The organism is Algoriphagus aestuariicola, assembly GCF_017254835.1.
Taxonomy (GTDB): Bacteria; Bacteroidota; Bacteroidia; order Cytophagales; family Cyclobacteriaceae; genus Algoriphagus; species Algoriphagus aestuariicola.
This window is the reverse complement of the sequence record NZ_JAFKCW010000003.1, coordinates 631,966-652,218: the sequence shown is the minus strand read 5'-3', so window position 1 is coordinate 652,218 and position 20,253 is coordinate 631,966. Positions and strand designations below refer to the sequence as shown.

The window sequence follows — 20,253 nt, the reverse complement described above, 5'->3', positions numbered from 1 at the left end:
GGTTCCCAATGTCTAGTATACATTTTTTCGAAAAAGGAGAGGGTCAGCCTTTGGTGCTCATCCACGGGTTTTGCGAAACGTCGAGAATGTGGACGGATTTTGCGGAGAAATTGGCCAAAGATTTTCGGGTAATTTGTCCCGACTTGCCTGGAATTGGCGATTCGCCAATCTCCGGAGAACAGATTTCCCTGGAGGAAGTTGCCGTCATCCTGGAAGAATGGATGGATGCTAACGAAATTCATCAACCGATCGTAATCGGCCATTCGCTTGGCGGTTACGTCACATTGGCACTTTTGGAATTGATGGGAAGTAGGTTAAAGGCTGTCGGGCTATTCCATTCCTCAAGCTATGCCGATTCCCCCGACAAAAAGGCGACCCGCAATAAGGCTATCCTTTTCCTAAAAAAGCACGGAGTGGACAAATTTGTTTCCTCCTTTGTTCCGCCTCTTTTCCCGGAAGGAAGTAGCGAAGAATTCAAGGAAGAAATCGCATGGGCCATAGAGGACGGAAAACGCTCGACTTTAAGCGGCTTGATCGCTTTTACTGGGGCGATGCGGGGTAGAAAAGAGCGCTTGGATGTGCTTAGGGATTTTTCAGGACCTAAACTTCTGATTGCCGGTACCGAGGATGGTGCCGTTAAAATAGAGGCCAGTCGGAAACAAAAAGATGTATTTACACACTACTTCGAACTTCAAGGCGTGGGACATATGGGAATGGTCGAAAAAAGAGAGGAGACACTAGAACTGATACGCGAGTTCGCCCTATCTTCCACAAAACATTAAAGTGTTTTAGACAGGATTTGCATTAGCTCCTCGAGATATTTCTGGTCTGTCTGGTCAAAGTCTGCGAGCTGATCGCTGTCCACATCCAAGACCATTGCCACCTCATTTTCCTTGAAAACAGGAACGACGATCTCTGACTTCGAGGAGGAGCTACAGGCGATGTGACCTGGAAAAGCATCCACGTCGGGCACGAGTTGGGTTTTGGCTTCCTTCCACGCGGCACCACAGACGCCTTTTCCGAAATTTATCCGAGTGCAGGCAATAGGCCCCTGAAAGGGTCCCAATACGAGCTGCTCACCCTTTACCAAGTAAAATCCCACCCAAAAAAAACCAAATCCTTCACGCAATGCCGCAGCGATATTGGACAGGTTGGCGTAGAGGTCAGGCTCGCCTGAGATCAATGCCTCGATCTGGGGGATGACGGCTTCGTATTTTTCAGCTTTGGTCGCGGCTTCTGGTATATACAGAGACTCAGCCATTGTAGTAGATGTTTAGAAGGTTTTCGCCGATGGTAAGCGTTTCAGAAGGATTTTGGTTCAAATGTGGGGCTGGAATACCATCTCCAAATTTAGTTTTGCTGGTGAATACCCGTGCCTCATCCCAGAGACCAGCACAAATGAACTGACTCAATACGCGGTTGCCTCCCTCCACGATCAGACTTTGGATCTTCCGCGAGTGCAGCTCTCCAAGCAGGGCGGAAACTGTAAATTCCGTTTCTACTTTTATCAGTTCCAGGTTTTTTTCCACCTTGGACTCCTTGCTGTTGAAACAGATCGTAGGAGTGGATTGGTCAAATAGATGAAGGTTTTGGGGTAGTTCGAGTCGCAAGTCCAGCACAATACGGATCGGGTTTTTGCCCACCCAGTCCCTAACGTCCAGCCGGGGGTCATCGTGTAGCGCCGTGTTTTTTCCCACAAAGATGGAATCTTCCTCTGCCCTCCACTTGTGAACCAATTGCCTGCTGAGGGAACCAGAAATCCACTTGGAGCTGTAGTCCTTTCTGGCGACAAAACCATCTTGGGTCTGCGCCCATTTCAGGATCACATAGGGCCTTTTCTTCTCCATTTGAGTAAAAAATCGACGGTTTTGCCATCTTGCCTCTTTTTCAAGCAAGCCGGTTTCGACAGAAATGCCAGCATTTTTGAGAATCTCAATTCCTTTTCCACCGACTAAAGGATTGGAGTCCACAGCGGCGATTACCACCTTTTTCAGCCCCATTTCCACCAAAAGATTTGCGCAGGGCGGAGTTTTTCCCCAATGTGCACAAGGCTCAAGCGTGACATAGGCTGTCGCCTCGGAGAGTAGTCGAGGATCTTGCACCGAATTAATGGCATGGACTTCAGCATGTGGTCCACCGTAAGCTTGATGATATCCCTCACCGATGATTTTTTCCCCGTGGACTATTACGCATCCGACCATGGGATTGGGACTGACCTGGCCCTTCCCCCAAGAGGCTAGCTCCAAAGCCCGGCGCATAAAGGATTGGTATCGGTCGCTCATTTTCTGGCAAAGGTGATTCGTTCGAGGGTCGTTGTGCTCCCGGATTTTACTTCGACGTTGAGCACGGTGTCAGCGTAGCTGGTGTTTTTGGGATCGAGATAGAGCGTGTAGGTACCGGGTTCCAAGCGAAAGAGAAAGCCACCGGAGCTATTGGTATGGGTGCTGGTCGAATCGCCTGCTTGAATGGCATAGATTACCGGCTTTAGGCTCGTGGGGCTGGTGGTCCCGGAGATATCCCCTCTGCCCACACCGGAAAAGGCGCTGAGCGTAGGGTTGAAATCCAATTCCAAGGGGCTGGCATTCACGACTTGGATGGATTTTTCCAAGTCAAAATCCAAAATCAAGTCGTAGGATATGCCCTGCTCCAAGTCAACGCTAAGCGGAAGGGAATAATCGGCATTGCCCCCGGGGAGGCTAAGGGGATAGCGATCCTCGTCCAAAAAAAGTGCATTTTCGGTACCCAAGCGGAGTGTGATTCCGGTTATTTTTCCCATTTGAATCTCCGACCGGGCCACGGGTAGCGCGACGCCGCCGACCAATTGGGACACGTCGACTTCCTTATCGCCTGGTTCATAGGGAAGAAAGATTTTTTCGACGGTTCCGTCCCGACCGTCCGGGACAAAATCCAATTCAACGCCCTGGATTTCGACAATAACCGAATCCCAGGTGGCTGGCGCGTCGATCAGCAGCACGTTGACCAATGCTTTTGGACTTTCGTCAAAGCTTTTGCAGGAGAGGATTAGGACTGCAAAAAGAACAGGTAGGAGAAAATAAAATCGCTTCACGGCCTAAATTTAGCCCAAAACTTTTCATAGCCTCTCCGATAGCAAGGAGGCGAAAGAAAAATTGCCGGATATACCGGCAATTTGATTATGGCTTTGCTTCCAGCGTGAGCACGTCAGGTGTCGTCACTTCGTCGTCCAGTACCAGGACGTTGGTGACGGTTTCTACCACGTAGGGTGCCTGTGGATTGAAAGTCATAGAGTAGCTGCCGGGAGCTAAGCCCATCACAGAGTAGTTTCCTGCTTCATCGGCAAAGGTATTAATCTGGACGCCCTGTCCTTCGATGGTAATCTGGATTGGATGGGCTTCAAGAGGGAAGACTTGCCCTTGGATTCCCTGAGATTCATCAAGGTATGCTCTCAAGACGGGTTTGAGGATCACATTTCCTGAATTCCCCGCGGTGACGATGGATTTTGCTACATCAAAATCGATAACTAAATCATAGGATTCTCCTCCGTTTATTTCTTGGTCAACTTTGATTTTTAAGCCGCTTTGCTGCGCGCTGGGAGTCTTTAGGTCGATTTCATCGCCGTCCTGCACGAGGTAGTTATTGTCACCCAAAATCAATCGGATTTGATCGATTTCTCCTTCATGGAAATCCCCAGAGCCCAGCAAGATAGAATTGCCGCCGGTGAGATCCAGGAGGTTTACCATTTGAGGCCCATTGTAGGTGATTTCCGTCCAGGAGTCGTCATCCTCGTCCATCTCTCCACCCTCATGATCCAATTTTACCCTAAGGGCCAATACTTCTACCCAAACTTCATCGTATTCGGCAGGCGCGTCTACCAAGCGGAAATTTACTTGTGCTTCTGATGAAGTAGGGCTATCGTTGAATACTTCGCAGCCAGCGGCGAACATTAGAATGGCGAAAAGTCCTAAAATGGTCTTGAATAATTTCATATGGTAATAATAGTTTGGTTTGGGCCACAACTTAAACCACAACTATGCCAAATCAGGGATTGAAATTTTCCCAAAAGAAATTGTGAGGAGATTTCTAATTTTGGGGATGATGAAATGGGAAAACCTTCTGGCAGACGGAAGATTTGGAGAAAGCCAGAAAGCTGCAACTTCGGACAAAGCCAGAAGCGAATTTGAAATTGATTACGACAGGGTCATTTTTTCGGCCCCCTTTCGAAACCTACAGGACAAAACCCAGGTTTTTCCCCTTCCCGATCAGGCTTTTGTCCACACGCGCCTTACCCATAGTCTTGAAGTGTCTAGCGTAGGTCGCTCCCTTGGAAAGGGTGCCGGGGAAATTCTCCTAGACAAATTCCCAATTCTTCAAAACCAGGGTGTTACGGCGTCGGCCATCGGCTCCATAGTCGCTGCTGCGGCCTTGGCTCACGATATAGGAAATCCCCCATTTGGACATTCCGGCGAAGAGGCGATTTCTGATTTTTTCAGACTCCACCCCGACGGCCGGCTGTGGGAAAAGCACGTCAGGATGGACCAGTGGGCAGATTTGGTCAATTTTGAGGGTAATGCCCAAGGTTTTAGGATGCTGGTTTCCAAGCAGTTTGGGTTGAAGCTCACCTATGCGACTTTGGCAGCTTTTACCAAATATCCGCGGCCAAGCCTGATTGTACAGCGGGACATTGCCCGGAAAAGCCAGAAGAAATACGGATTTTTCATCAACCAACTCACAGATTTTGAGCAGATGTGCGGAGTGCTAGGGATTGAGAAGACAAGCTCGGATTCTTGGATGCGGCATCCGTTGGCGTTTTTGGTGGAGGCCGCCGATGATATCTGCTACAGTATCATCGACCTCGAGGACGGCTGCACCTTGGGTTTGGTGAGCTTTGAAGAGACGATGGAATTGCTAAAGCCCATTCTGAAAGGGAAGTTTGACCCGGAAAAACTCAAAAACCGTACGAATACCCAGAATCTTGGGGCGTTTCGGGCTATGGCAATCGGGCAGCTCATCCGGGAAACCGTGGGGCTTTTTGGGCAATATGAGGAGAACATGCGCAAGGGAAACTTCGACAAGGCCCTGACGGACATCATTCCCTCGGCCCAAGCGTTGGCGGACATTTCCACGGTGTCAATTCAGAAAATCTATCGTAGCAAAGTTGTCTTGGAAAAAGAAGCTGCGGGATTTCAGGTATTGGAGGGCTTACTGTCCATTTTTTCGAGAGCGCTGTATCACCATTTCTACCAGTCGGAGTTGTTTTCCGGCCAAGACAAGAGCGTCCTTCGTCTGCTTCCGGAGGATTTTCCGATGAAAGGCTGGGGTGCTGAGGTTAATCCCTACCCGATGTTGAGGGCCTTGGTAGACCACATTTCAGGCATGACCGACAAATATGCGCTGAATCTCTACCGCAAAGTCAACGGGATTTCCTTTCCCGGAATTTAATCGTACCTGAACACAGCGAGGAAAGCTGAATAGACAAAAAAGCCGGTGCAAGTCACCCCGCACCGGCTTCATTCTTTTGATTACTTTTTTAATTGGACGCAACGCTGTCCACTACGGTAGAGTCCATCATCGTGGTATCCGCCGGAATCTCCTCAACGGGTGGTGCGACTTCTTCGATGGTTTCTTCTTCCTCTACAACCTCCTCTTTTTTGGGTCCGCAAGAGACCATGGTTGCTACGGCAAAGCCAGCTGCAAATACCGCCAAGGATAATGTTTTTAATGTTTTTGTGATCATGGTGAAAGTTGGTTTGATTGAATTTTTTTTGACCAAATGGTCAAAACACTAGATAAAATTAAAAAAAATGGATTGAAAACAAACTTATTTTCAATCCTTTAATGGTTTTTTTGAAAAGTTGGGTTGTCAAACCAGCCTATTTTTGGCTGGACAAAATCCGGAAGATTAGGTGGATTCGCCTTTTTCTGTCCAGTCGATCACCTCGTCTTCCAGATAGTGGGGATATATTTTGCGATGTTGTTTTTTCACCTCGGCCAAAAGCGACTCCCGAAATTCCTCCACATTTTCGGCTGAGGCGGCAGCCATGAAGACCGGTTTGATCCCGTTTTTCTTTTCGTAGGCGTCGCTGAGGGCCTTGAATTCCACATAGCGCGTTTCCTGGAGCTCATGCTCGCTGATGTGTTGGGATTCTTCTTCCGATGGCATCTGTTGTACTAGGTCTATCTTGTTGAAAACCAGCAGTACAGGCTTGTCTCCTGCCTTGATCTCGTTGAGTGTCTGAGTGACCACTGCGATGTGGTCCTCAAAGGCATGGTGCGAAATGTCGACCACATGGACGAGGAGGTCTGCTTCACGGATTTCATCCAAGGTTGACTTAAACGACTCGATCAGGTGGGTGGGCAATTTTCGGATAAATCCGACGGTGTCCGAGAGCAAAAAGGGAATCGTGTCCAGCACGACCTTTCGCACTGTGGAGTCCACCGTGGCGAATAGCTTGTTTTCGGCTAGTATATCGGTCTTCGTGATCAGGTTCATTAAGGTTGACTTGCCTACATTGGTATATCCCACCAAGGCCACCCTGACGATTCCTTTTCGGCCCTTTCGCTGCGTGATTCCCTGTTTTTCGATTTCGAGGAGCTTGTCTTTCAGTAGCGTGATCTTGGCGCGGATGTCCCGCTTATCAGTTTCTATTTCCTTTTCACCAGCGCCTCCCCGTGTTCCTGTTCCACCTCGCTGCCGCTCCAAGTGGGTCCACATGTTGGTCAGGCGGGGCAAGAGATACTGGAAGCGGGCAAGTTCGACTTGGGTTTTGGCCTGGGCAGTCTGGGCTCTTTGGAGGAAGATATCAAGAATCAGCAAGGAGCGATCGTAGATTTTGACTTTGATCTCGTTTTCCAGATTCCGCATCTGTGAGGGAGAAAGGTCGTCGTCAAAAATCACCATATCCACCTCGAAATGCTCGACGTAGGCTTTGATCTCGTCCAGCTTTCCAGATCCGACAAAGGTCCGGATGTCGGGTTTTTCCATCCTTTGGGTAAATCTGTAGACTGTCTTCGCGCCGAGCGTCTCGGCGAGGAAGGCCAACTCATCCAGGTGCTCCTCTACCGACTGCTCGCTTTGGTATTGCCGGATCAAGGTGACCAAAACGGCCGTTTCCTGCTTGGGTGCGGTATCGTGTAGTTTTTGAAGCTTCCTTGAAAATTTGTTCATAGCGGTTTGTATTCGGATAGACTAAGCCCAAATCAGCGAAATTTGTTCCGCTTTGGAGAATACTTGGCAAAGGTTGGCACGCTGAACCAGTGGTTTAGCGGGCTCGCGCTGCAAATTTGGGCATAATTCCTTAGAATAGATTAGGATAGTCAAGGACGGAGTGGTTATTTTACCGGTTCAAGTAGTAGAAATTATCCCCAAAAATGCCAGAACTGCGAAGCACGCCGATTTCAGGTCTTCTTGAAATTTTCCCCAAAATATTTCCTGACAGCAGAGGCTATTTCTTTGAGTCTTTTCGGCGAGACTGGTTGGAGAACGAAGGTATCGACGTAGACTGGATTCAGGACAATCAGTCTTTTTCCCAAAAGGGAACCGTTCGTGGATTGCATTTTCAGCATGCTCCTTTCGCCCAGGCCAAGCTCGTGCGCGTAGTCTCCGGGAAAGTGCTGGATGTCGTTCTTGACCTGAGAAAGGACTCTCCCACATTTGGCAGTCATTTTTCCACAATTCTGGATGCCGAGAGGAACAATTTACTTTATGTTCCGGTTGGTTTTGCGCATGGATTCTCCGTGCTGGAGGACGCAGTTTTTGTCTACAAATGCTCGAATTATTACAACAAACCTGCGGAGGGAGGCATTCTATGGAACGATCCTGCTCTAGGAATTGATTGGCAGGTAGAAGAGCCGATCGTTTCGGACAAGGACAAACAATGGATAAGCCTTGAAGAATTTAAAACTCAAAGTGGAGGGGGATTGTGATGGGATGGCGTGATTTGTTCAAGAGAAAGCCGGAAGAGGTGGTCCCGCTAGATCTGTCCTGGCTAGAGGTAGATATGCATTCGCATTTGATTCCCGGCATCGATGACGGCAGCAAAACCATGGAGGAATCGCTTGCATTGGTCAGGAGGCTGGCCGAATTTGGCCTCAGAAAAATCATCACTACTCCGCATATCATGGCCGAGTACTACCGAAATACCCCTGAAATCATTGGAATGGGGCTGGAGGATCTCCGCAAGGCTGTGAAGAATGAAGGGATCGAGATCGAGATCGATGCGGCTGCGGAATACTATATGGACGAGATTTTTCTCGAAAAAGTAAAGGCTGAGGAGAAGATGCTGACCTTTGGGGATAGACACATTCTGGTGGAAACCGGATTTATCAATAAGCCCCAGATGTTGCTTGACATCATTTTTAATCTGGAAATGGCCGGCTACAAGCCAATCTTGGCGCATCCGGAGCGTTATCAATATCTCATAGCAGACAAAAAATTGCAGGAGGAGCTGATCGACCGGAAGCTGCTCTTTCAGGTGAATCTGCTGTCCCTGACTGGATTTTATTCTAGGCAAGTAAAGGATTTTGCTGAGATGCTCGTGGAAAAGGGAGTGGTCGCACTTCTGGGTACCGATTGCCACAATGCGCGCTACCTTGACATGCTGGAGACGCTGCCCAAATACCAAAAGATTTACGAAAAAATCCAGACCCTAGAACTAATCAATACCAGACTATAGCTTCCGGTTTATGAATATTCTGATCACAGGAATCACAGGACTGTTCGGAAACCAGCTAGCGAGGGAATTTAGCCAAATCGGCAACATCCATGGTCTCAGACGGAACGAGTCCCAACTTGGGCTGCTGTCGGACTTCGATTTTCCTGTTCACTGGCATCAGGGCGAACTTTCGGATTTTGAATCCTTGCTGGATGCGATGCAGGGAATCGATTTGGTGGTTCATGCTGCGGGAATGGTGTCTTTTCTATCAAAAGACAAGGATCTACTCTATGAGGTGAATACTCGCGGGACGGCCAACGTAGTCGATGCGATGCTTAGTGTCGGCGTGAAGAAGCTGGTCCATGTGAGTTCTGTAGCAGCGATCGGCCGAAATCCGGAAAAAAGAAAGCTAGACGAAAAGTCCAAATGGATAGAGTCTAACCTGAATACCGAGTACGCCGTCTCAAAATACTGGGCTGAACTTGAAGCCTGGCGAGGTGAACAGGAAGGCTTGGAGCTGATCGTGGTAAACCCATCGGTATTGCTGGGCAAAGTCAGCTATGGAAAAAGCAGTACTTCCATTTATTCCTATGTCTTGGACGAAAACAGGTTTTTTCCAAAGGGAAGTCTCAATTACATCGACGTCAGGGATGCCGCGCGGATTACCAGACTTTTGGTGGAAAAAAGCACTTGGGGTGACCGTTTTGTACTGAACAGGGAGTCGCTTCCCTTCCGGGAATTCTTTTCTGAAATAGCGGCAGTCTTCGGAAAGAGAGCTCCGTCCATTCCCTTGAGCAGCTGGCAGATCAGTTTATTCTCTACGCTCGTGTCCATTGCGAAGCTGTTTGGCTTCAAAAACGTCCCCCTTAATAGAAGGAGCGCCATGCTCTCCCAACAGAATATCAGCTTTGACAACTCCAAGATCCAGAGCTTACTGGATTATCAGTTCTATTCCCTGCGGGAAAGTTTGGAGTGGGCCAAATCGTCTTGATCCAAACTTATTTTTTTGAGGAAGCGTTTAGAAATTGATATGCCCGAAAATCCTCCCTTTTTCAAGAGGGGAAAATTTAACAAAAGCGAATTTTGAGATCCCTGTTTTATTGGTATCTTAAATAAACCATAACACCATCGAATGACCGGAGATCACGATCACGACTGGGAAGAAGACAAAAAGCTTGTTGAGCGATTTGAAAACTCCCTGAAATCAAACCTGGACCTCTATTTCGAAGAAGAAGAGCTGGAAGATATTATCCGCTTTTACTTTGATCAGCAAAAATTCCTCAAAGCGCTTAGAGCCTCCGAGTACTCCCTGGAAAAGTTTCCTTTTTCGGTGGAGATCCGTCTGCTTAAGGCGCAGTGCCTCATCTTCAACGATGAGCTGGACGAGGGGCTGAGTATCCTCGAAAATCTGAACAATCTGTCTCCAAACAATGAAGACATCGTGCTGGCACTTGCCAATGCGCAGATTCTAGCGGGAAATCATCAGGAAGGTATCGAGCTCTTGGAGAACTACTTGCCCATGGCGGAGGACAAAGCGGAGGTTTTTTACTCCTTGGGTAATCTTTATCGTGCCAAGGGCGACAACACCAAAGCCAGCGACTATTTCAAAGAAGCGGTAAAAAACCGAATCAACCACGAGGATGCCCTGTTCCAACTGGCGATGATCACCGAGGAAGAAGGCTCCTTTGACGAGATACTGCAGTTTTACCAAGAATTCATCGATCAAGATCCCTATTCTGCAGGCGCTTGGTATAATCTCGGCGTGGTCTACAATCGACTTGGGAGATTTGAGGATGCCATTTCCGCCTATGAATATGCGCTGATCATCGATGATGCGTTTGCTTCAGCTTATTTCAACATGGGCAATTCCCTGATGAATACCCAGAATTATGAAGCCGCACTGGAAGCTTACCAAAACACAATCAACTGTGAGGGGGTAAATGCGGAAAACTGCTGCTACATGGGAGCCGCTTATGAGAAACTGGGCAGGATAGACGAGGCATTTAAGTATTTTAAAAAGTCGGCCAAACTGGACGAGGAATACGACGATGCCTGGTTTGGGCTGGGAATGTGCATGCTGAAGAACGAGAAGTTTTTTGAGGCGATCCACTATTTCAAGAAAGCACTGAACCTGAACAAGGACAATCCAAACTACTGGGTGGGCTTGGCAGACGCGGAGTTCAATCTGGGTAATATGCAAGCCAGTTCGGAGGCCTATGAAGAAGCCATCAACCTAGAGCCGGGGATCATGGAGACTTACGTCAATCTCTCGGTGATTTATTTTGAGCAAAACCGCTTTGAAGAGGCAATCGATGTAGTCAAAGAAGGAATCGAAGAGGCTCCTGAGGAGCCTGAATTATATTATCGCATGGTAGTTTACCTCGTCAAGATGGGCAAATACAAGGAAGCGTTTTCATATTTGGAAAATGCGTTAACTTTGGACTTTGATAGGCATACCATCTTGTACGAACTGATGCCGGAGCTGAAGCAACAACAGGCCATCTACAAGATCATCGCCCAATACCGGGATGACCATTCCCAGCTCTAAACTTTAAAACCTGGCAAATGAAATCAAGCATGACAAAAAAATCACACCCTGTGATGATTATCCCTTGTGCGAGATTCCATGTGGCCATCAAAAATCAAATTACAAACACATGAATTATGTGCTGAAGAATATTCCTGTACGGACTGAGAAGCCACGTACCACGGGATTCACTATGGCTATGGACAAGGGTCTTAGCCTTCGGGAAACCGAAGATTTTGTTGATAGTTGCTCAGATTACGTGGATATAGTCAAATTGGGATGGGCTACTTCCTTCGTTACCAAACATCTCACCGAGAAAATTGCCGTTTACAAGTCCGCAGGCATCCCCGTTTATTTTGGGGGAACCCTTTTTGAAGCCTTTATTGTCAGAGGACAATTCGAAGATTACAGACGCGTCCTAGACAAATACGAGCTGGAGTTCGCAGAAGTATCCGATGGCTCCATTTCGCTCAACCACGACAAAAAGTGTGAATTCATCTCCACCCTTTCGCAGCAGGTGACTGTGCTATCGGAAGTGGGGTCCAAAGACGCTGCCAAGATCATACCTCCTTATAAATGGATTGAGCAAATGCAAACCGAGCTAAGCGCCGGAGCATGGAAAGTGATCGGAGAGGCTCGTGAAGGCGGAAATGTAGGCCTGTTCCGCGATTCTGGAGAAGTGCGCCAAGGGCTTGTCGAGGAGATTTTAACGCAAGTACCAGAAGAAAGAATCATTTGGGAAGCTCCCCAAAAATCCCAGCAGGTTTGGTTTATCAAGCTGCTCGGTGCCAACGTGAATCTAGGTAATATCAGTCCTTCGGAGGTGATTCCCTTGGAAACCATCCGACTCGGACTGAGAGGCGATACGTTCGACCACTTCCTAGGCGAAATCAAACTTTGAAACAAACATTTCCATAACAGGCTGATCGATTCATTGGTCAGCCTTTTTTTTCTATGAGATCTATAAAAAAGTACGCGCTCACCTACCTCAAGGGAATGGCCATGGGGGCTGCGGACATTGTGCCTGGAGTGTCAGGCGGATCAATCGCCCTGATTGCCGGAATCTACCAGGAATTGTTAAACAGTATAAATTCCTTTTCGGTCGACAACCTCAAGCTTCTGACGCGATTCGAACTCACGAAATTCTTCAAGGCGGTCAACGGCAAGTTTTTGCTCAGCTTGCTGTTGGGGATCCTGACCAGCGTCTTTGCACTTTCGAGCGTCATCACCTACCTGATGGCGAACCATCCCATCCCCTTGTGGTCCTTTTTTTCAGGACTGATTCTGGTCAGCGCTTTCTTGATTTTGAAAGATATTAGAAGATGGCATTTGGGTGTTGTGCTGGCTGTACTGGTAGGAGCATTGATCGCTTGGTGGGTAACCAATCTTCCTCCGACCACTACTCCGGATGCGATTTGGTTTACCTTTTTGTCCGGATCCATTGCCATCTGCGCAATGATTTTACCCGGGATCAGCGGCAGTTTTATCCTACTTATCCTCGGGCAGTATGAATCTATTCTCCAGGCTGTAAAAGACCGCAACGTTTTGAAACTCGCCGTTTTTGCTGCAGGCTGCGCTGTAGGAATATTGACCTTTAGCCGGGTTGTTTCCTGGCTTTTGAAAAAATACCATTCCGTCACTATCGGGCTGCTTTCCGGATTTATGCTGGGCTCAGTCAATGAGCTCTGGCCTTGGAAGCTGGTCACAGCCTGGAGGACGAGCTCCACTGGAGAGCAAAAGCCCTTTCTGGATGAAAATGTGCTCCCGGGAAACTACATGGAGCTTGTCGGCCAGGAGCCACAAGTACTGGCAGCGATTACGGCCTTTGCCTTTGGGATTATCCTGGTTCTTTTGATTGAATGGCTGGCAGCTAAACTTTTGGATTAATGAGAAAATTTGGACTGATAGGCTACCCTTTGACGCACTCTTTTTCCAAAAAGTACTTTACGGAGAAGTTTGAAAAGGAAGGCATCCAGGGTTGTCAGTTTGACTCTTATGAGATTCCCCAGATCGGCGATTTTGAGCTTGTTTTGCGAGAAAATCCCGAGTTGGAAGGCATGGCGGTAACCATTCCCTACAAGGAACAAGTCATACCTTTTTTGCACGAATTGGACCCCGCTTGCCGCGAAATTGGTGCAGTAAATTGCATACAGATCCGTGGCGGAAACCGAAAAGGCTTTAATACGGATTACCTTGGATTCAAGCATTCACTGGAAAACTGGCTTGGAAATGCACGGCCAAAGGCATTGGTCTTGGGAACGGGCGGTGCTTCGAAAGCTGTGAAAATAGCTTTGCGGGACTTGGAAATTTCATTTCTTTCGGTATCCCGATCGGCTGGAGAGGGCCAAGTTACCTATGCAGAACTTGCCTCCGATTCCCATTATCTACGTGATTTTCCACTGATCATCAATACCACTCCCCTCGGCACCTATCCCAACACAGAGGGTATGCCCGCCATCCCCACCAATCAGCTGGGAGAAAGGCATCTGGTCTATGACCTCGTGTACAATCCGGCCGAGACCACGCTGATGAAGGCATGCGTGTCCAAAGGAGGGAAGGCCAAAAATGGGATGGATATGCTGGCCTTGCAAGCAGAAGCCAATTGGGTGATTTGGAATTCGTAACTAAATGCTATGAAAAAGGCCATTTTGATTGTCCAGTGTTCCGACCAAAAAGGAATCGTCGCGGAAGTCTCCCGCTTTCTTTATTCCTATAATGGCAACATCCTCGAGGTTGATCAGCACGTTGATGTAGAAATGGGCATGTTTTTCATGCGGGCGGCTTGGGAGCTTGATTCTTTTTTCCTTGGAAAAGATGAGATTCTTCCCCGCTTTGAAGAGGAAGTAGGGAAGAGATTCAAAATGGAGATCAAACTTCATTTTGATTTTCCTCGGCCAAGGATGGCAATCTTTGTCAGCAAGCTTTCCCATTGTCTGTTTGACATTCTGGGCAGGCATCATGCAGGACAGCTGGAGGTGGATATTCCGGTTGTGGTCTCCAATCATTCCGATTTGAAACCAATTGTGGAGGCCTTTGGCATCCCTTTTTTTATTATTCCGGTGAGCTCTTCCAACAAAGAGTCAGCCGAAGCTCTTCAGCTACAGCTCTTGGAAGAACACCGGGTGGACTTCGTTGTCCTTGCCCGGTACATGCAGATTCTATCGGGGGACTTTATCCGTCATTTTCCCAATCGCATCATCAACATCCACCACTCGTTTTTGCCGGCGTTTGTAGGTGCAAGACCCTATCATGCGGCATTTGAGCGCGGGGTAAAGATCATCGGAGCAACGGCACACTATGTCACGGAGGAGCTGGACGCCGGGCCGATCATTGAGCAAGAAGTGGCGCGCGTACGCCATCACAATACCATAGCCGAACTGGTGCAGATCGGCCAAGACGTGGAAAAAGTGACCTTGTCCAAGGCGATCAAATACCACCTTGACCGGAAGGTATTAGCATTCAGAAATAAGACCATTATCTTTTACTAGTCCACTATGATTCTGGGAATCTGGGATGGTAGTCGAGTAAGCATCTCGTAGTTGATCAGGTCTGAGGTCTCCGCGAAAGAGGCCACGGTAATCTCGTTATCGCCTTGGTTTCCGATCAATACCACTTCCTCTCCGAGCGTTATCCCGGATAGCTTGCTGATATCGACTGCAATGGCATTCATATTCACCATGCCGATTACTGGACAGAATTCCCCTGAAATCAGTACTTTCCCAATATTGCTCAGATTGCGCCCATAGCCATGGGCATATCCCACGGGGATGATTGCCAGACTCATGTCTTTGGACGCTTTGAAGCCTTTTCCGTACCCCACGAAAGAACCTGATTTGATTTTTTTAAAACTCATCACCTCGGTTTTCCAAGTCAGAAGCCGTCTTAGTGGATTGGGATTTTCGACAGAAAGCTCGGCTTTAACCATTTCAAAGGTCTCCCGAGTTGGCCAAAATCCGTACCCGGCAATACCGATTCTGACCAAATCAAGGCGCGTTTCGGGAAAAAGAAGCGTTGCGGCCGAGCAGGCTGCATGGCGCCTTTCGAAAGCAATTCCATTTCGCCTGAAATACTCAGAGAAATCCTCGAAGCGCCTAATTTGTTCCTGAATTCGAGAGTGGTTTTGCGCACTTTCGGCTCCGGCAAAATGGGTACAAAGTCCCTTCAATTCGAGAAACGGAACATTTTGTCGGAGCATTTCCAATACTGTCTTTCTTTCCTCCCATTCAAACCCGGTTCGGTTAAAGCCGGTTTCCACCTCGATATGAACCTGAGCCTTGATTCCGAGTTCCTTGGAAATGTTAGACGCAGCTTCTAGGCGCTGCAGGTCAAATGCATAGAACTGGATGCCCTTCTTGATCAAATCGGCGAGCTCTGCGAGGTGAAGCATACCCATGATCATGATTTCGGAAGTATCCCTAGCGCTCGCAAATACTTCACGAGCCTCGTCTGAGCTGAAGGTACTAAAATGGCGGATTCCTGTTTTTTCAGCAATGGAAACCAGCTGCGCTATTCCGTGGCCGTAGGCATTGCCTTTCACGACCGCAGAAATCGTTGGCTTCGGGCCAATCAGGCTTCGAATGAAGGTGATGTTTTTTTGGTAGGCGGCGGTGCTGATTTCCAGGCGAGAAGTGTGGAGCATTGAATGGAGAAATGTCAAAACCCAAAATTTAAAGACAGCCGGAATCTTTTCCCAGTTCTTGCCTATTTTTAATGCAATGAATAATACTGAAGAAAAATCTCGCTGTCCCTGGTGTCTGGGGTTTCCGGAATACGTAGCCTACCACGATACCGAATGGGGTGTGCCAGTCTATGACGATAACACCCACTTCGAATTTTTGGTCTTGGAGAGTGCCCAAGCAGGGCTGAGCTGGGCGACAATCTTGAAGAAAAGAGAGGGCTATCGCAGGGCATTTGCGGACTTTGACTATAAGGCGGTTGCCGAGTTTCCGGAAAGCTATGTCCAAGAATTGCTACAGGATCCAGGGATCATCAGGAATGCCCAAAAGATCCGAGCAGCGATCAACAATGCCCGGCGATTCATGGAAGTGCAGCAGGAGTTCGGTTCCTTTTCCAATTACATCTGGGGATTTGTCGGGGGTAAGCCAATCCAAAATTACCTAGTCTCCACCAAGGAAGCAATGGCGACAACGCCAGAGTCAGATCGTTTGGCCAAGGACCTCAAAAAGCGTGGGTTCAAATTTTTGGGATCCACCACAGTCTATGCGCACATGCAGGCCACAGGATTGGTCAACGACCATTTGGTTGGATGTTTTCGCTATGAGGAGCTTAGAAATTAATGGATTGGACTTATCGGAGAGATAAGGTAATCGCAATATCTGAGCGGGATAAATTCATTTTGCTGTCAGGTTGATTTCGTCAAAATAAACCTTGCCCAAGGTCAGCGTCGGCACGTTTAGGGTAACTTGGATGCTTTCTGCCTCTTCTGGAAAATTTTCCAAGGTAGCTTTCAAAAGAACCCAGTCAACATCCCCCTGAAAATCAAATACAGCATAAGCGGACCGATTGATTGGAAGTACTTTAAAGGCAATAAAAATTCTTCCGCCGGCAGTCAGATCCCGAATGTTTTCTCCCTTTACAAATGCGGCTAGTTCTACCGTAGATCCCGGCGCAGGCATCGGCCCGGTATAGGTTTGTGACCAGTTGGATTGGGTAACAACGGTACTGTCTTGGTTTTCAATAAATAGAGACCGGTTTCCGCTCATGAATATTTCTCGGCTCGCCCCGTGTAGAATCCCTTTCGAATTTGAAGGTGTCCAGGGATCTACCGAGTCAGGGTACAGGGAAAGATTGGGATTTAACATGAGTTGGCTTCCCTTCGGGAGGGTATCCTCTTCAGAGCACGATATTAGAATCGAGAAGAGGAACAAATGATAAATCGATTTCCTGAACATATTCCTGAGTTAAGTAGGTCAATTTCAACAAAATCTAATTTAATAGTTTTTTTTTTGGATTGAACTACGCTAACTACTTAAAACTGATTTTAAGATCGGCAAGCTGTAGAAGGGCAAGAGCGCTATTAGAAAAAATCACCTTCTCGCCCAATCAATATTTACCCTGGCAAGCGTAAGTTTGTGGTTCAAGGAAACGATGGCCTTGTAGCCTTTTCTTGATCCAATCCGGAAAAGGCTTAAACAAAGGCAAAGAATGCCAGCCAAACCAAAAACAGAATCGGAAGCAGGATTGGCACCGTAAACCGGATGATGTAGCCAAAGAAAGAAGGCATCTTAATACCGCTTTGCTCGGCAATGGATTTCACCATGAAGTTTGGTCCATTTCCGATGTAGGTCATTGCTCCAAAGAATACCGAGGCAATCGAGATCGCCAGCAGCTGGAACGTCGTATCCGAATTGTTCATTGAATTGTCGGCAAACTCCCTCACCTCGGCAATACTGCCAATATTTGCTCCTTCGGAGGCCATAGCCGCAGCTAGGAAATTAAGATAAGTAGGGGCGTTGTCTAGTACCGCCGACAGGGTCCCGGTACCCCAATAAAGGGTATTGACAGTAATCATTTCCGCGCCTTCGGGTGATTTCGCGAAGTTTCCAACCAGCTCCAAAGCCGGCATCATGGTGCCGAAGATCCCCACGAATATAAAGGCCACCTCGCGGATAGGTTCGAAGTTAAACTCGTTCCCCTTGATGGCGCGCTGGTCTGCAAACTTGTAGGAAAAGAAGGCGACTGAAAGCATGATGATTTCTCTCAGATAGGAAAATTTTTGGCCGTCATAGACAATGGCCGGAACGCCGTCGATCACATTCGGATCCAGAAATACCGCACAGATGATCACTAGAAGCCAGCCAAAATTTTTGGCACCCACCATGGTAAACTTGTTGGAATAGGTGATTTCTTCCGTGTACTCGTCCTCGTTCGCCTTACCCAGCTTTCGGTCAACAAAATAGAATCCAACAGCCAAAAGGGCTAGAGCCATCGCCCATGCGGGCCAGTTGTGCTCAATCGTCCAGAAAAAAGGCACTCCTTTCAGAAATCCCAAGAACAACGGAGGGTCTCCGATCGGAGTCAGCGAGCCGCCCACGTTGCTGACCATCAGGATGAAAAACACGATGTGGTAAGGCTGTATATTGCCTTTGTTTAGACGGATAAATGGACGAATCAGCAGCATGGATGCCCCGGTAGTCCCGATCAGGTTGGAAACCACGGCGCCGATGAGGAGCAGGGAGACATTGGCAAGCGGGGTAGCTTTCTTGTCTATCTCGATGAGGATACCGCCTGACGCCACAAATAGCGACGCGAGCAGTGCAATAAATTGTATATACTCCGCGAGGGCGTGGACTGGCGCGTGTACATTGTCCAAGACGAACAAATAGTACAGAACTACCACTACGGAAAAGCCAATAGCGACTTTGGGATAGTTGTGATGCCAGAAGTGCTCGTAAAAGAGCGGACCTGTGGCTATCATCAGAAGCAAAGTGACAAAGGGAATGACCAGCCAAGTGGGAGCCGAATGGTGAACTTCCGCCCCAGCATGGTCGGATCCTCCGTCCAATTGCTCGTGGGAGGTGTCAGCTTGGGCTACAAATTCCGCAGTATTTTCTACGGAAAAGGCATAGGAATCCGACAGGTTAAAAAGGCCAAGAAATAATATTCCGAAAAGTATGGATAAACTTATAAGATATTTCTTCATTTGGTCGATTTGGTAGAATTGGGCCTGCTTCTCGGAATTTTAAGCAAATATTAATCGGGGTTCTTTGGAGTTCGCCTGTCGCTAAACTACTGATTTTGATGCAAACTGTCCAACTAATAAACGGGCCGGAACAGGATTTCACCAAAAATTAATTCAGCGCTTCAATCCGCAAGTGCGGTTTTACACGAGTTGTGTCAAAGCTATTTTAAAGGAGATTTCAGCCAGTTTCGTTTTGCTGGGATTTTCGGAAAATGTTTTTTCCATGGCTGTCTTGATGGTCTGAGATACATCCGCGAAAATGGCCTGGTCAGTGACTTCTGCGTCCTCGCTCATCAGATAGGCAAATACGCGGGCCATCCCACAGTTGGCGATGAAATCCGGGATTAATGCGACTTTCTCATCGGCCCAAACTCCTGTCGGTCCAAAGAATATTTCCGGATCCGCAAAAGGCACGTTGGCTCCGCAGGAGATGACTTCCAGTCCTGCTTCCACCATTCGGGATACCTGGTCTTGGGTGACCAGCCGCGACGCAGCAGCGGGTATGAAAATCTCATGGCGCACATCCCATATCCTAGCATTGATCTCATCAAAGGACAAAAGCCCCTCAGCTACCAGTCTATTGCCGTCTCTTTTGAGAAAAAGCTCCCGGATCTCGTCGAGTCCAAAACCATCTTCCTTGATCAATCCTCCGTCCCGATCTATGATACCCACGACCTTCACGCCGGCTACCGCCAGAAAACAAGCCGCAGCTGCCCCAACATTGCCCCAGCCTTGGATGATCGCGCGTTTGTTTTGGATCTCTCCACCCCAAATAGAATAGAAATGGCAAACAGCTTGCGCGACTCCGTAGCCGGTGATCATGTCCGCAACGGTATATTTTTTTGGGCCATTGGGAGTAAACTTAGGGTCCTCCAGAACTTTGGATACGCCTTGTCTCAGCTGGCCGATCTTTCTGATTTTTTGTGGTTCGTTGGCATGAAAATGCCCGTTTACGATGCCTTCCTGTGGATGCCAAAGCCCGTAGGCTTCCGTGATCGGTATGACCTCGTGGATTTCGTCGACATTGAGGTCTCCACCTGTACCATAGTAATTCTTCAAAAGAGGCATGACCGCTTTGTACCAGCGCTCCAGTACCCCGGATTTTCTGGGGTCGGCTGGGTCAAAGTTGATTCCGGATTTTGCTCCTCCGATGCTGGGGCCGGAGACCGTGAATTTGACCTCCATGGTTTTGGCTAGCGACTCTACTTCTCTCTTGTCCAATCCTTTGCGCATCCGCGTGCCACCTCCAGCGGCACCTCCCCTCAGGGAATTGATCACCACCCAGCCTTCAGCTTCGGTTTCCGAATCACTCCATTCAAAGACGATTTCGGGCTTTTTGTTCTCAAATTTCTTAAGCAGATCCAGCATTTTTTTTGGGTTTATATGGGCCCAAA

The 20,253-nt window shown here is 48.1% G+C and carries 21 protein-coding genes; 11 read left to right on the top strand and 10 right to left on the bottom strand.

Annotated features, from left to right (window positions below; all coding sequences use genetic code 11):
- The first annotated feature begins 8 nt into the window (after positions 1-8).
- Positions 9-782, top strand: a complete 774-nt coding sequence (locus J0A67_RS15530) for an alpha/beta fold hydrolase (RefSeq protein WP_206570282.1) — start codon at positions 9-11, stop codon at positions 780-782.
- Here J0A67_RS15530 and J0A67_RS15525 read toward each other — a convergent pair.
- From J0A67_RS15525 to J0A67_RS15510, 4 genes are all read right to left on the bottom strand, one after another.
- Positions 779-1,261 carry a free L-methionine (R)-S-oxide reductase MsrC gene (locus tag J0A67_RS15525; RefSeq protein WP_206570281.1) on the bottom strand — a complete coding sequence of 161 codons (483 nt, stop codon included), beginning with the start codon at positions 1,259-1,261 and terminating at the stop codon, positions 779-781. The genes J0A67_RS15530 and J0A67_RS15525 overlap by 4 nt on opposite strands.
- Positions 1,254-2,282: a bifunctional diaminohydroxyphosphoribosylaminopyrimidine deaminase/5-amino-6-(5-phosphoribosylamino)uracil reductase RibD gene (ribD, locus tag J0A67_RS15520; protein ID WP_241265204.1), complete on the bottom strand. Its 1,029-nt coding sequence runs from the start codon at positions 2,280-2,282 to the stop codon at positions 1,254-1,256. Before ribD ends, J0A67_RS15525 begins: the two co-directional genes overlap by 8 nt.
- Positions 2,279-3,067 (bottom strand): DUF4382 domain-containing protein, encoded by a 789-nt coding sequence (locus J0A67_RS15515; protein ID WP_206570280.1) that lies wholly within the window; start codon positions 3,065-3,067, stop codon positions 2,279-2,281. Before J0A67_RS15515 ends, ribD begins: the two co-directional genes overlap by 4 nt.
- Positions 3,068-3,152: 85 nt before the next feature.
- The gene (locus J0A67_RS15510) at positions 3,153-3,965 is read right to left on the bottom strand and encodes a DUF4382 domain-containing protein (protein WP_206570279.1); all 813 of its coding nucleotides are present in this window, start codon (positions 3,963-3,965) and stop codon (positions 3,153-3,155) included.
- Positions 3,966-4,074: 109 nt separating this feature from the next.
- On the opposite strand from J0A67_RS15510, the gene dgt reads away from it, so the two are divergent.
- Positions 4,075-5,418, top strand: a complete 1,344-nt coding sequence (gene dgt, locus J0A67_RS15505; protein WP_206570278.1) for a dGTP triphosphohydrolase — start codon at positions 4,075-4,077, stop codon at positions 5,416-5,418.
- An 88-nt stretch (positions 5,419-5,506) separates the two neighbouring features.
- Here the strand turns inward: dgt and J0A67_RS15500 are convergent, their stop codons facing one another.
- The gene (locus tag J0A67_RS15500) at positions 5,507-5,713 is read right to left on the bottom strand and encodes a hypothetical protein (protein WP_206570277.1); all 207 of its coding nucleotides are present in this window, start codon (positions 5,711-5,713) and stop codon (positions 5,507-5,509) included.
- A gap of 165 nt (positions 5,714-5,878) precedes the next feature.
- Positions 5,879-7,144 (bottom strand): GTPase HflX, encoded by a 1,266-nt coding sequence (gene hflX, locus J0A67_RS15495; protein WP_206570276.1) that lies wholly within the window; start codon positions 7,142-7,144, stop codon positions 5,879-5,881.
- Positions 7,145-7,347: 203 nt separating this feature from the next.
- Here hflX and rfbC point away from each other — a divergent pair, with 203 nt between their 5' ends.
- The 8 genes from rfbC to purU all read left to right on the top strand — a co-directional run bounded on the left by rfbC (position 7,348) and on the right by purU (position 14,645).
- Positions 7,348-7,902 (top strand): dTDP-4-dehydrorhamnose 3,5-epimerase, encoded by a 555-nt coding sequence (gene rfbC / locus J0A67_RS15490; protein WP_206570275.1) that lies wholly within the window; start codon positions 7,348-7,350, stop codon positions 7,900-7,902.
- Complete coding sequence (locus tag J0A67_RS15485) at positions 7,902-8,651, top strand: tyrosine-protein phosphatase (RefSeq protein ID WP_206570274.1); 750 nt, start codon at positions 7,902-7,904, stop codon at positions 8,649-8,651. Before rfbC ends, J0A67_RS15485 begins: the two co-directional genes overlap by 1 nt.
- A gap of 10 nt (positions 8,652-8,661) precedes the next feature.
- Entirely contained in the window at positions 8,662-9,621 is a 960-nt protein-coding gene (locus tag J0A67_RS15480) for an NAD-dependent epimerase/dehydratase family protein (protein ID WP_206570273.1), read from the top strand.
- 141 nt (positions 9,622-9,762) lie between these two features.
- Positions 9,763-11,178: a tetratricopeptide repeat protein gene (locus tag J0A67_RS15475; RefSeq protein WP_206570272.1), complete on the top strand. Its 1,416-nt coding sequence runs from the start codon at positions 9,763-9,765 to the stop codon at positions 11,176-11,178.
- Between the two features lie 109 nt (positions 11,179-11,287).
- Positions 11,288-12,058 carry a phosphosulfolactate synthase gene (locus J0A67_RS15470; RefSeq protein ID WP_206570271.1) on the top strand — a complete coding sequence of 257 codons (771 nt, stop codon included), beginning with the start codon at positions 11,288-11,290 and terminating at the stop codon, positions 12,056-12,058.
- A 53-nt stretch (positions 12,059-12,111) separates the two neighbouring features.
- Positions 12,112-13,044: a DUF368 domain-containing protein gene (locus J0A67_RS15465; RefSeq protein ID WP_206570270.1), complete on the top strand. Its 933-nt coding sequence runs from the start codon at positions 12,112-12,114 to the stop codon at positions 13,042-13,044.
- The gene (locus J0A67_RS15460; RefSeq protein WP_206570269.1) at positions 13,044-13,781 is read left to right on the top strand and encodes a shikimate dehydrogenase family protein; all 738 of its coding nucleotides are present in this window, start codon (positions 13,044-13,046) and stop codon (positions 13,779-13,781) included. Before J0A67_RS15465 ends, J0A67_RS15460 begins: the two co-directional genes overlap by 1 nt.
- A 9-nt stretch (positions 13,782-13,790) precedes the next feature.
- A complete protein-coding gene (gene purU / locus J0A67_RS15455; protein ID WP_206570268.1) occupies positions 13,791-14,645 on the top strand; it encodes a formyltetrahydrofolate deformylase in 855 nt (284 codons plus the stop codon).
- Here the strand turns inward: purU and alr are convergent.
- Positions 14,642-15,796, bottom strand: coding sequence for an alanine racemase (gene alr / locus J0A67_RS15450; RefSeq protein ID WP_206570267.1), 1,155 nt, complete (start codon positions 15,794-15,796; stop codon positions 14,642-14,644). The two genes, purU and alr, sit on opposite strands and share 4 nt — an antisense overlap.
- Before the next feature lie 76 nt (positions 15,797-15,872).
- On the opposite strand from alr, the gene J0A67_RS15445 reads away from it, so the two are divergent.
- Positions 15,873-16,454, top strand: coding sequence for a DNA-3-methyladenine glycosylase I (locus J0A67_RS15445; RefSeq protein WP_206570266.1), 582 nt, complete (start codon positions 15,873-15,875; stop codon positions 16,452-16,454).
- A gap of 54 nt (positions 16,455-16,508) precedes the next feature.
- Here the strand turns inward: J0A67_RS15445 and J0A67_RS15440 are convergent, their stop codons facing one another.
- The 3 genes from J0A67_RS15440 to J0A67_RS15430 all read right to left on the bottom strand — a co-directional run bounded on the left by J0A67_RS15440 (position 16,509) and on the right by J0A67_RS15430 (position 20,227).
- Positions 16,509-16,979, bottom strand: coding sequence for a hypothetical protein (locus J0A67_RS15440; RefSeq protein ID WP_206570265.1), 471 nt, complete (start codon positions 16,977-16,979; stop codon positions 16,509-16,511).
- Positions 16,980-17,305: 326 nt separating this feature from the next.
- A complete protein-coding gene (locus J0A67_RS15435; protein WP_206570264.1) occupies positions 17,306-18,820 on the bottom strand; it encodes a sodium:proton antiporter in 1,515 nt (504 codons plus the stop codon).
- Positions 18,821-19,000: 180 nt separating this feature from the next.
- Positions 19,001-20,227 (bottom strand): Glu/Leu/Phe/Val dehydrogenase dimerization domain-containing protein, encoded by a 1,227-nt coding sequence (locus J0A67_RS15430; protein ID WP_206570263.1) that lies wholly within the window; start codon positions 20,225-20,227, stop codon positions 19,001-19,003.
- Between the last annotated feature and the right edge of the window lie 26 nt (positions 20,228-20,253).

Coding starts and splice junctions, on each gene's coding strand:
- J0A67_RS15530 (WP_206570282.1), top strand. CDS start 9: ATGTCTAGTATACATTTTTTCGAAAAAGGAGAGGGTCAGCCTTTGGTG.
- J0A67_RS15525 (WP_206570281.1), bottom strand. CDS start 1,261: ATGGCTGAGTCTCTGTATATACCAGAAGCCGCGACCAAAGCTGAAAAA.
- ribD (WP_241265204.1), bottom strand. CDS start 2,282: ATGAGCGACCGATACCAATCCTTTATGCGCCGGGCTTTGGAGCTAGCC.
- J0A67_RS15510 (WP_206570279.1), bottom strand. CDS start 3,965: ATGAAATTATTCAAGACCATTTTAGGACTTTTCGCCATTCTAATGTTC.
- dgt (WP_206570278.1), top strand. CDS start 4,075: ATGAAATGGGAAAACCTTCTGGCAGACGGAAGATTTGGAGAAAGCCAG.
- J0A67_RS15500 (WP_206570277.1), bottom strand. CDS start 5,713: ATGATCACAAAAACATTAAAAACATTATCCTTGGCGGTATTTGCAGCT.
- hflX (WP_206570276.1), bottom strand. CDS start 7,144: ATGAACAAATTTTCAAGGAAGCTTCAAAAACTACACGATACCGCACCC.
- rfbC (WP_206570275.1), top strand. CDS start 7,348: ATGCCAGAACTGCGAAGCACGCCGATTTCAGGTCTTCTTGAAATTTTC.
- J0A67_RS15485 (WP_206570274.1), top strand. CDS start 7,902: ATGGGATGGCGTGATTTGTTCAAGAGAAAGCCGGAAGAGGTGGTCCCG.
- J0A67_RS15480 (WP_206570273.1), top strand. CDS start 8,662: ATGAATATTCTGATCACAGGAATCACAGGACTGTTCGGAAACCAGCTA.
- J0A67_RS15475 (WP_206570272.1), top strand. CDS start 9,763: ATGACCGGAGATCACGATCACGACTGGGAAGAAGACAAAAAGCTTGTT.
- J0A67_RS15470 (WP_206570271.1), top strand. CDS start 11,288: ATGAATTATGTGCTGAAGAATATTCCTGTACGGACTGAGAAGCCACGT.
- J0A67_RS15465 (WP_206570270.1), top strand. CDS start 12,112: ATGAGATCTATAAAAAAGTACGCGCTCACCTACCTCAAGGGAATGGCC.
- J0A67_RS15460 (WP_206570269.1), top strand. CDS start 13,044: ATGAGAAAATTTGGACTGATAGGCTACCCTTTGACGCACTCTTTTTCC.
- purU (WP_206570268.1), top strand. CDS start 13,791: ATGAAAAAGGCCATTTTGATTGTCCAGTGTTCCGACCAAAAAGGAATC.
- alr (WP_206570267.1), bottom strand. CDS start 15,796: ATGCTCCACACTTCTCGCCTGGAAATCAGCACCGCCGCCTACCAAAAA.
- J0A67_RS15445 (WP_206570266.1), top strand. CDS start 15,873: ATGAATAATACTGAAGAAAAATCTCGCTGTCCCTGGTGTCTGGGGTTT.
- J0A67_RS15440 (WP_206570265.1), bottom strand. CDS start 16,979: ATGTTAAATCCCAATCTTTCCCTGTACCCTGACTCGGTAGATCCCTGG.
- J0A67_RS15435 (WP_206570264.1), bottom strand. CDS start 18,820: ATGAAGAAATATCTTATAAGTTTATCCATACTTTTCGGAATATTATTT.
- J0A67_RS15430 (WP_206570263.1), bottom strand. CDS start 20,227: ATGCTGGATCTGCTTAAGAAATTTGAGAACAAAAAGCCCGAAATCGTC.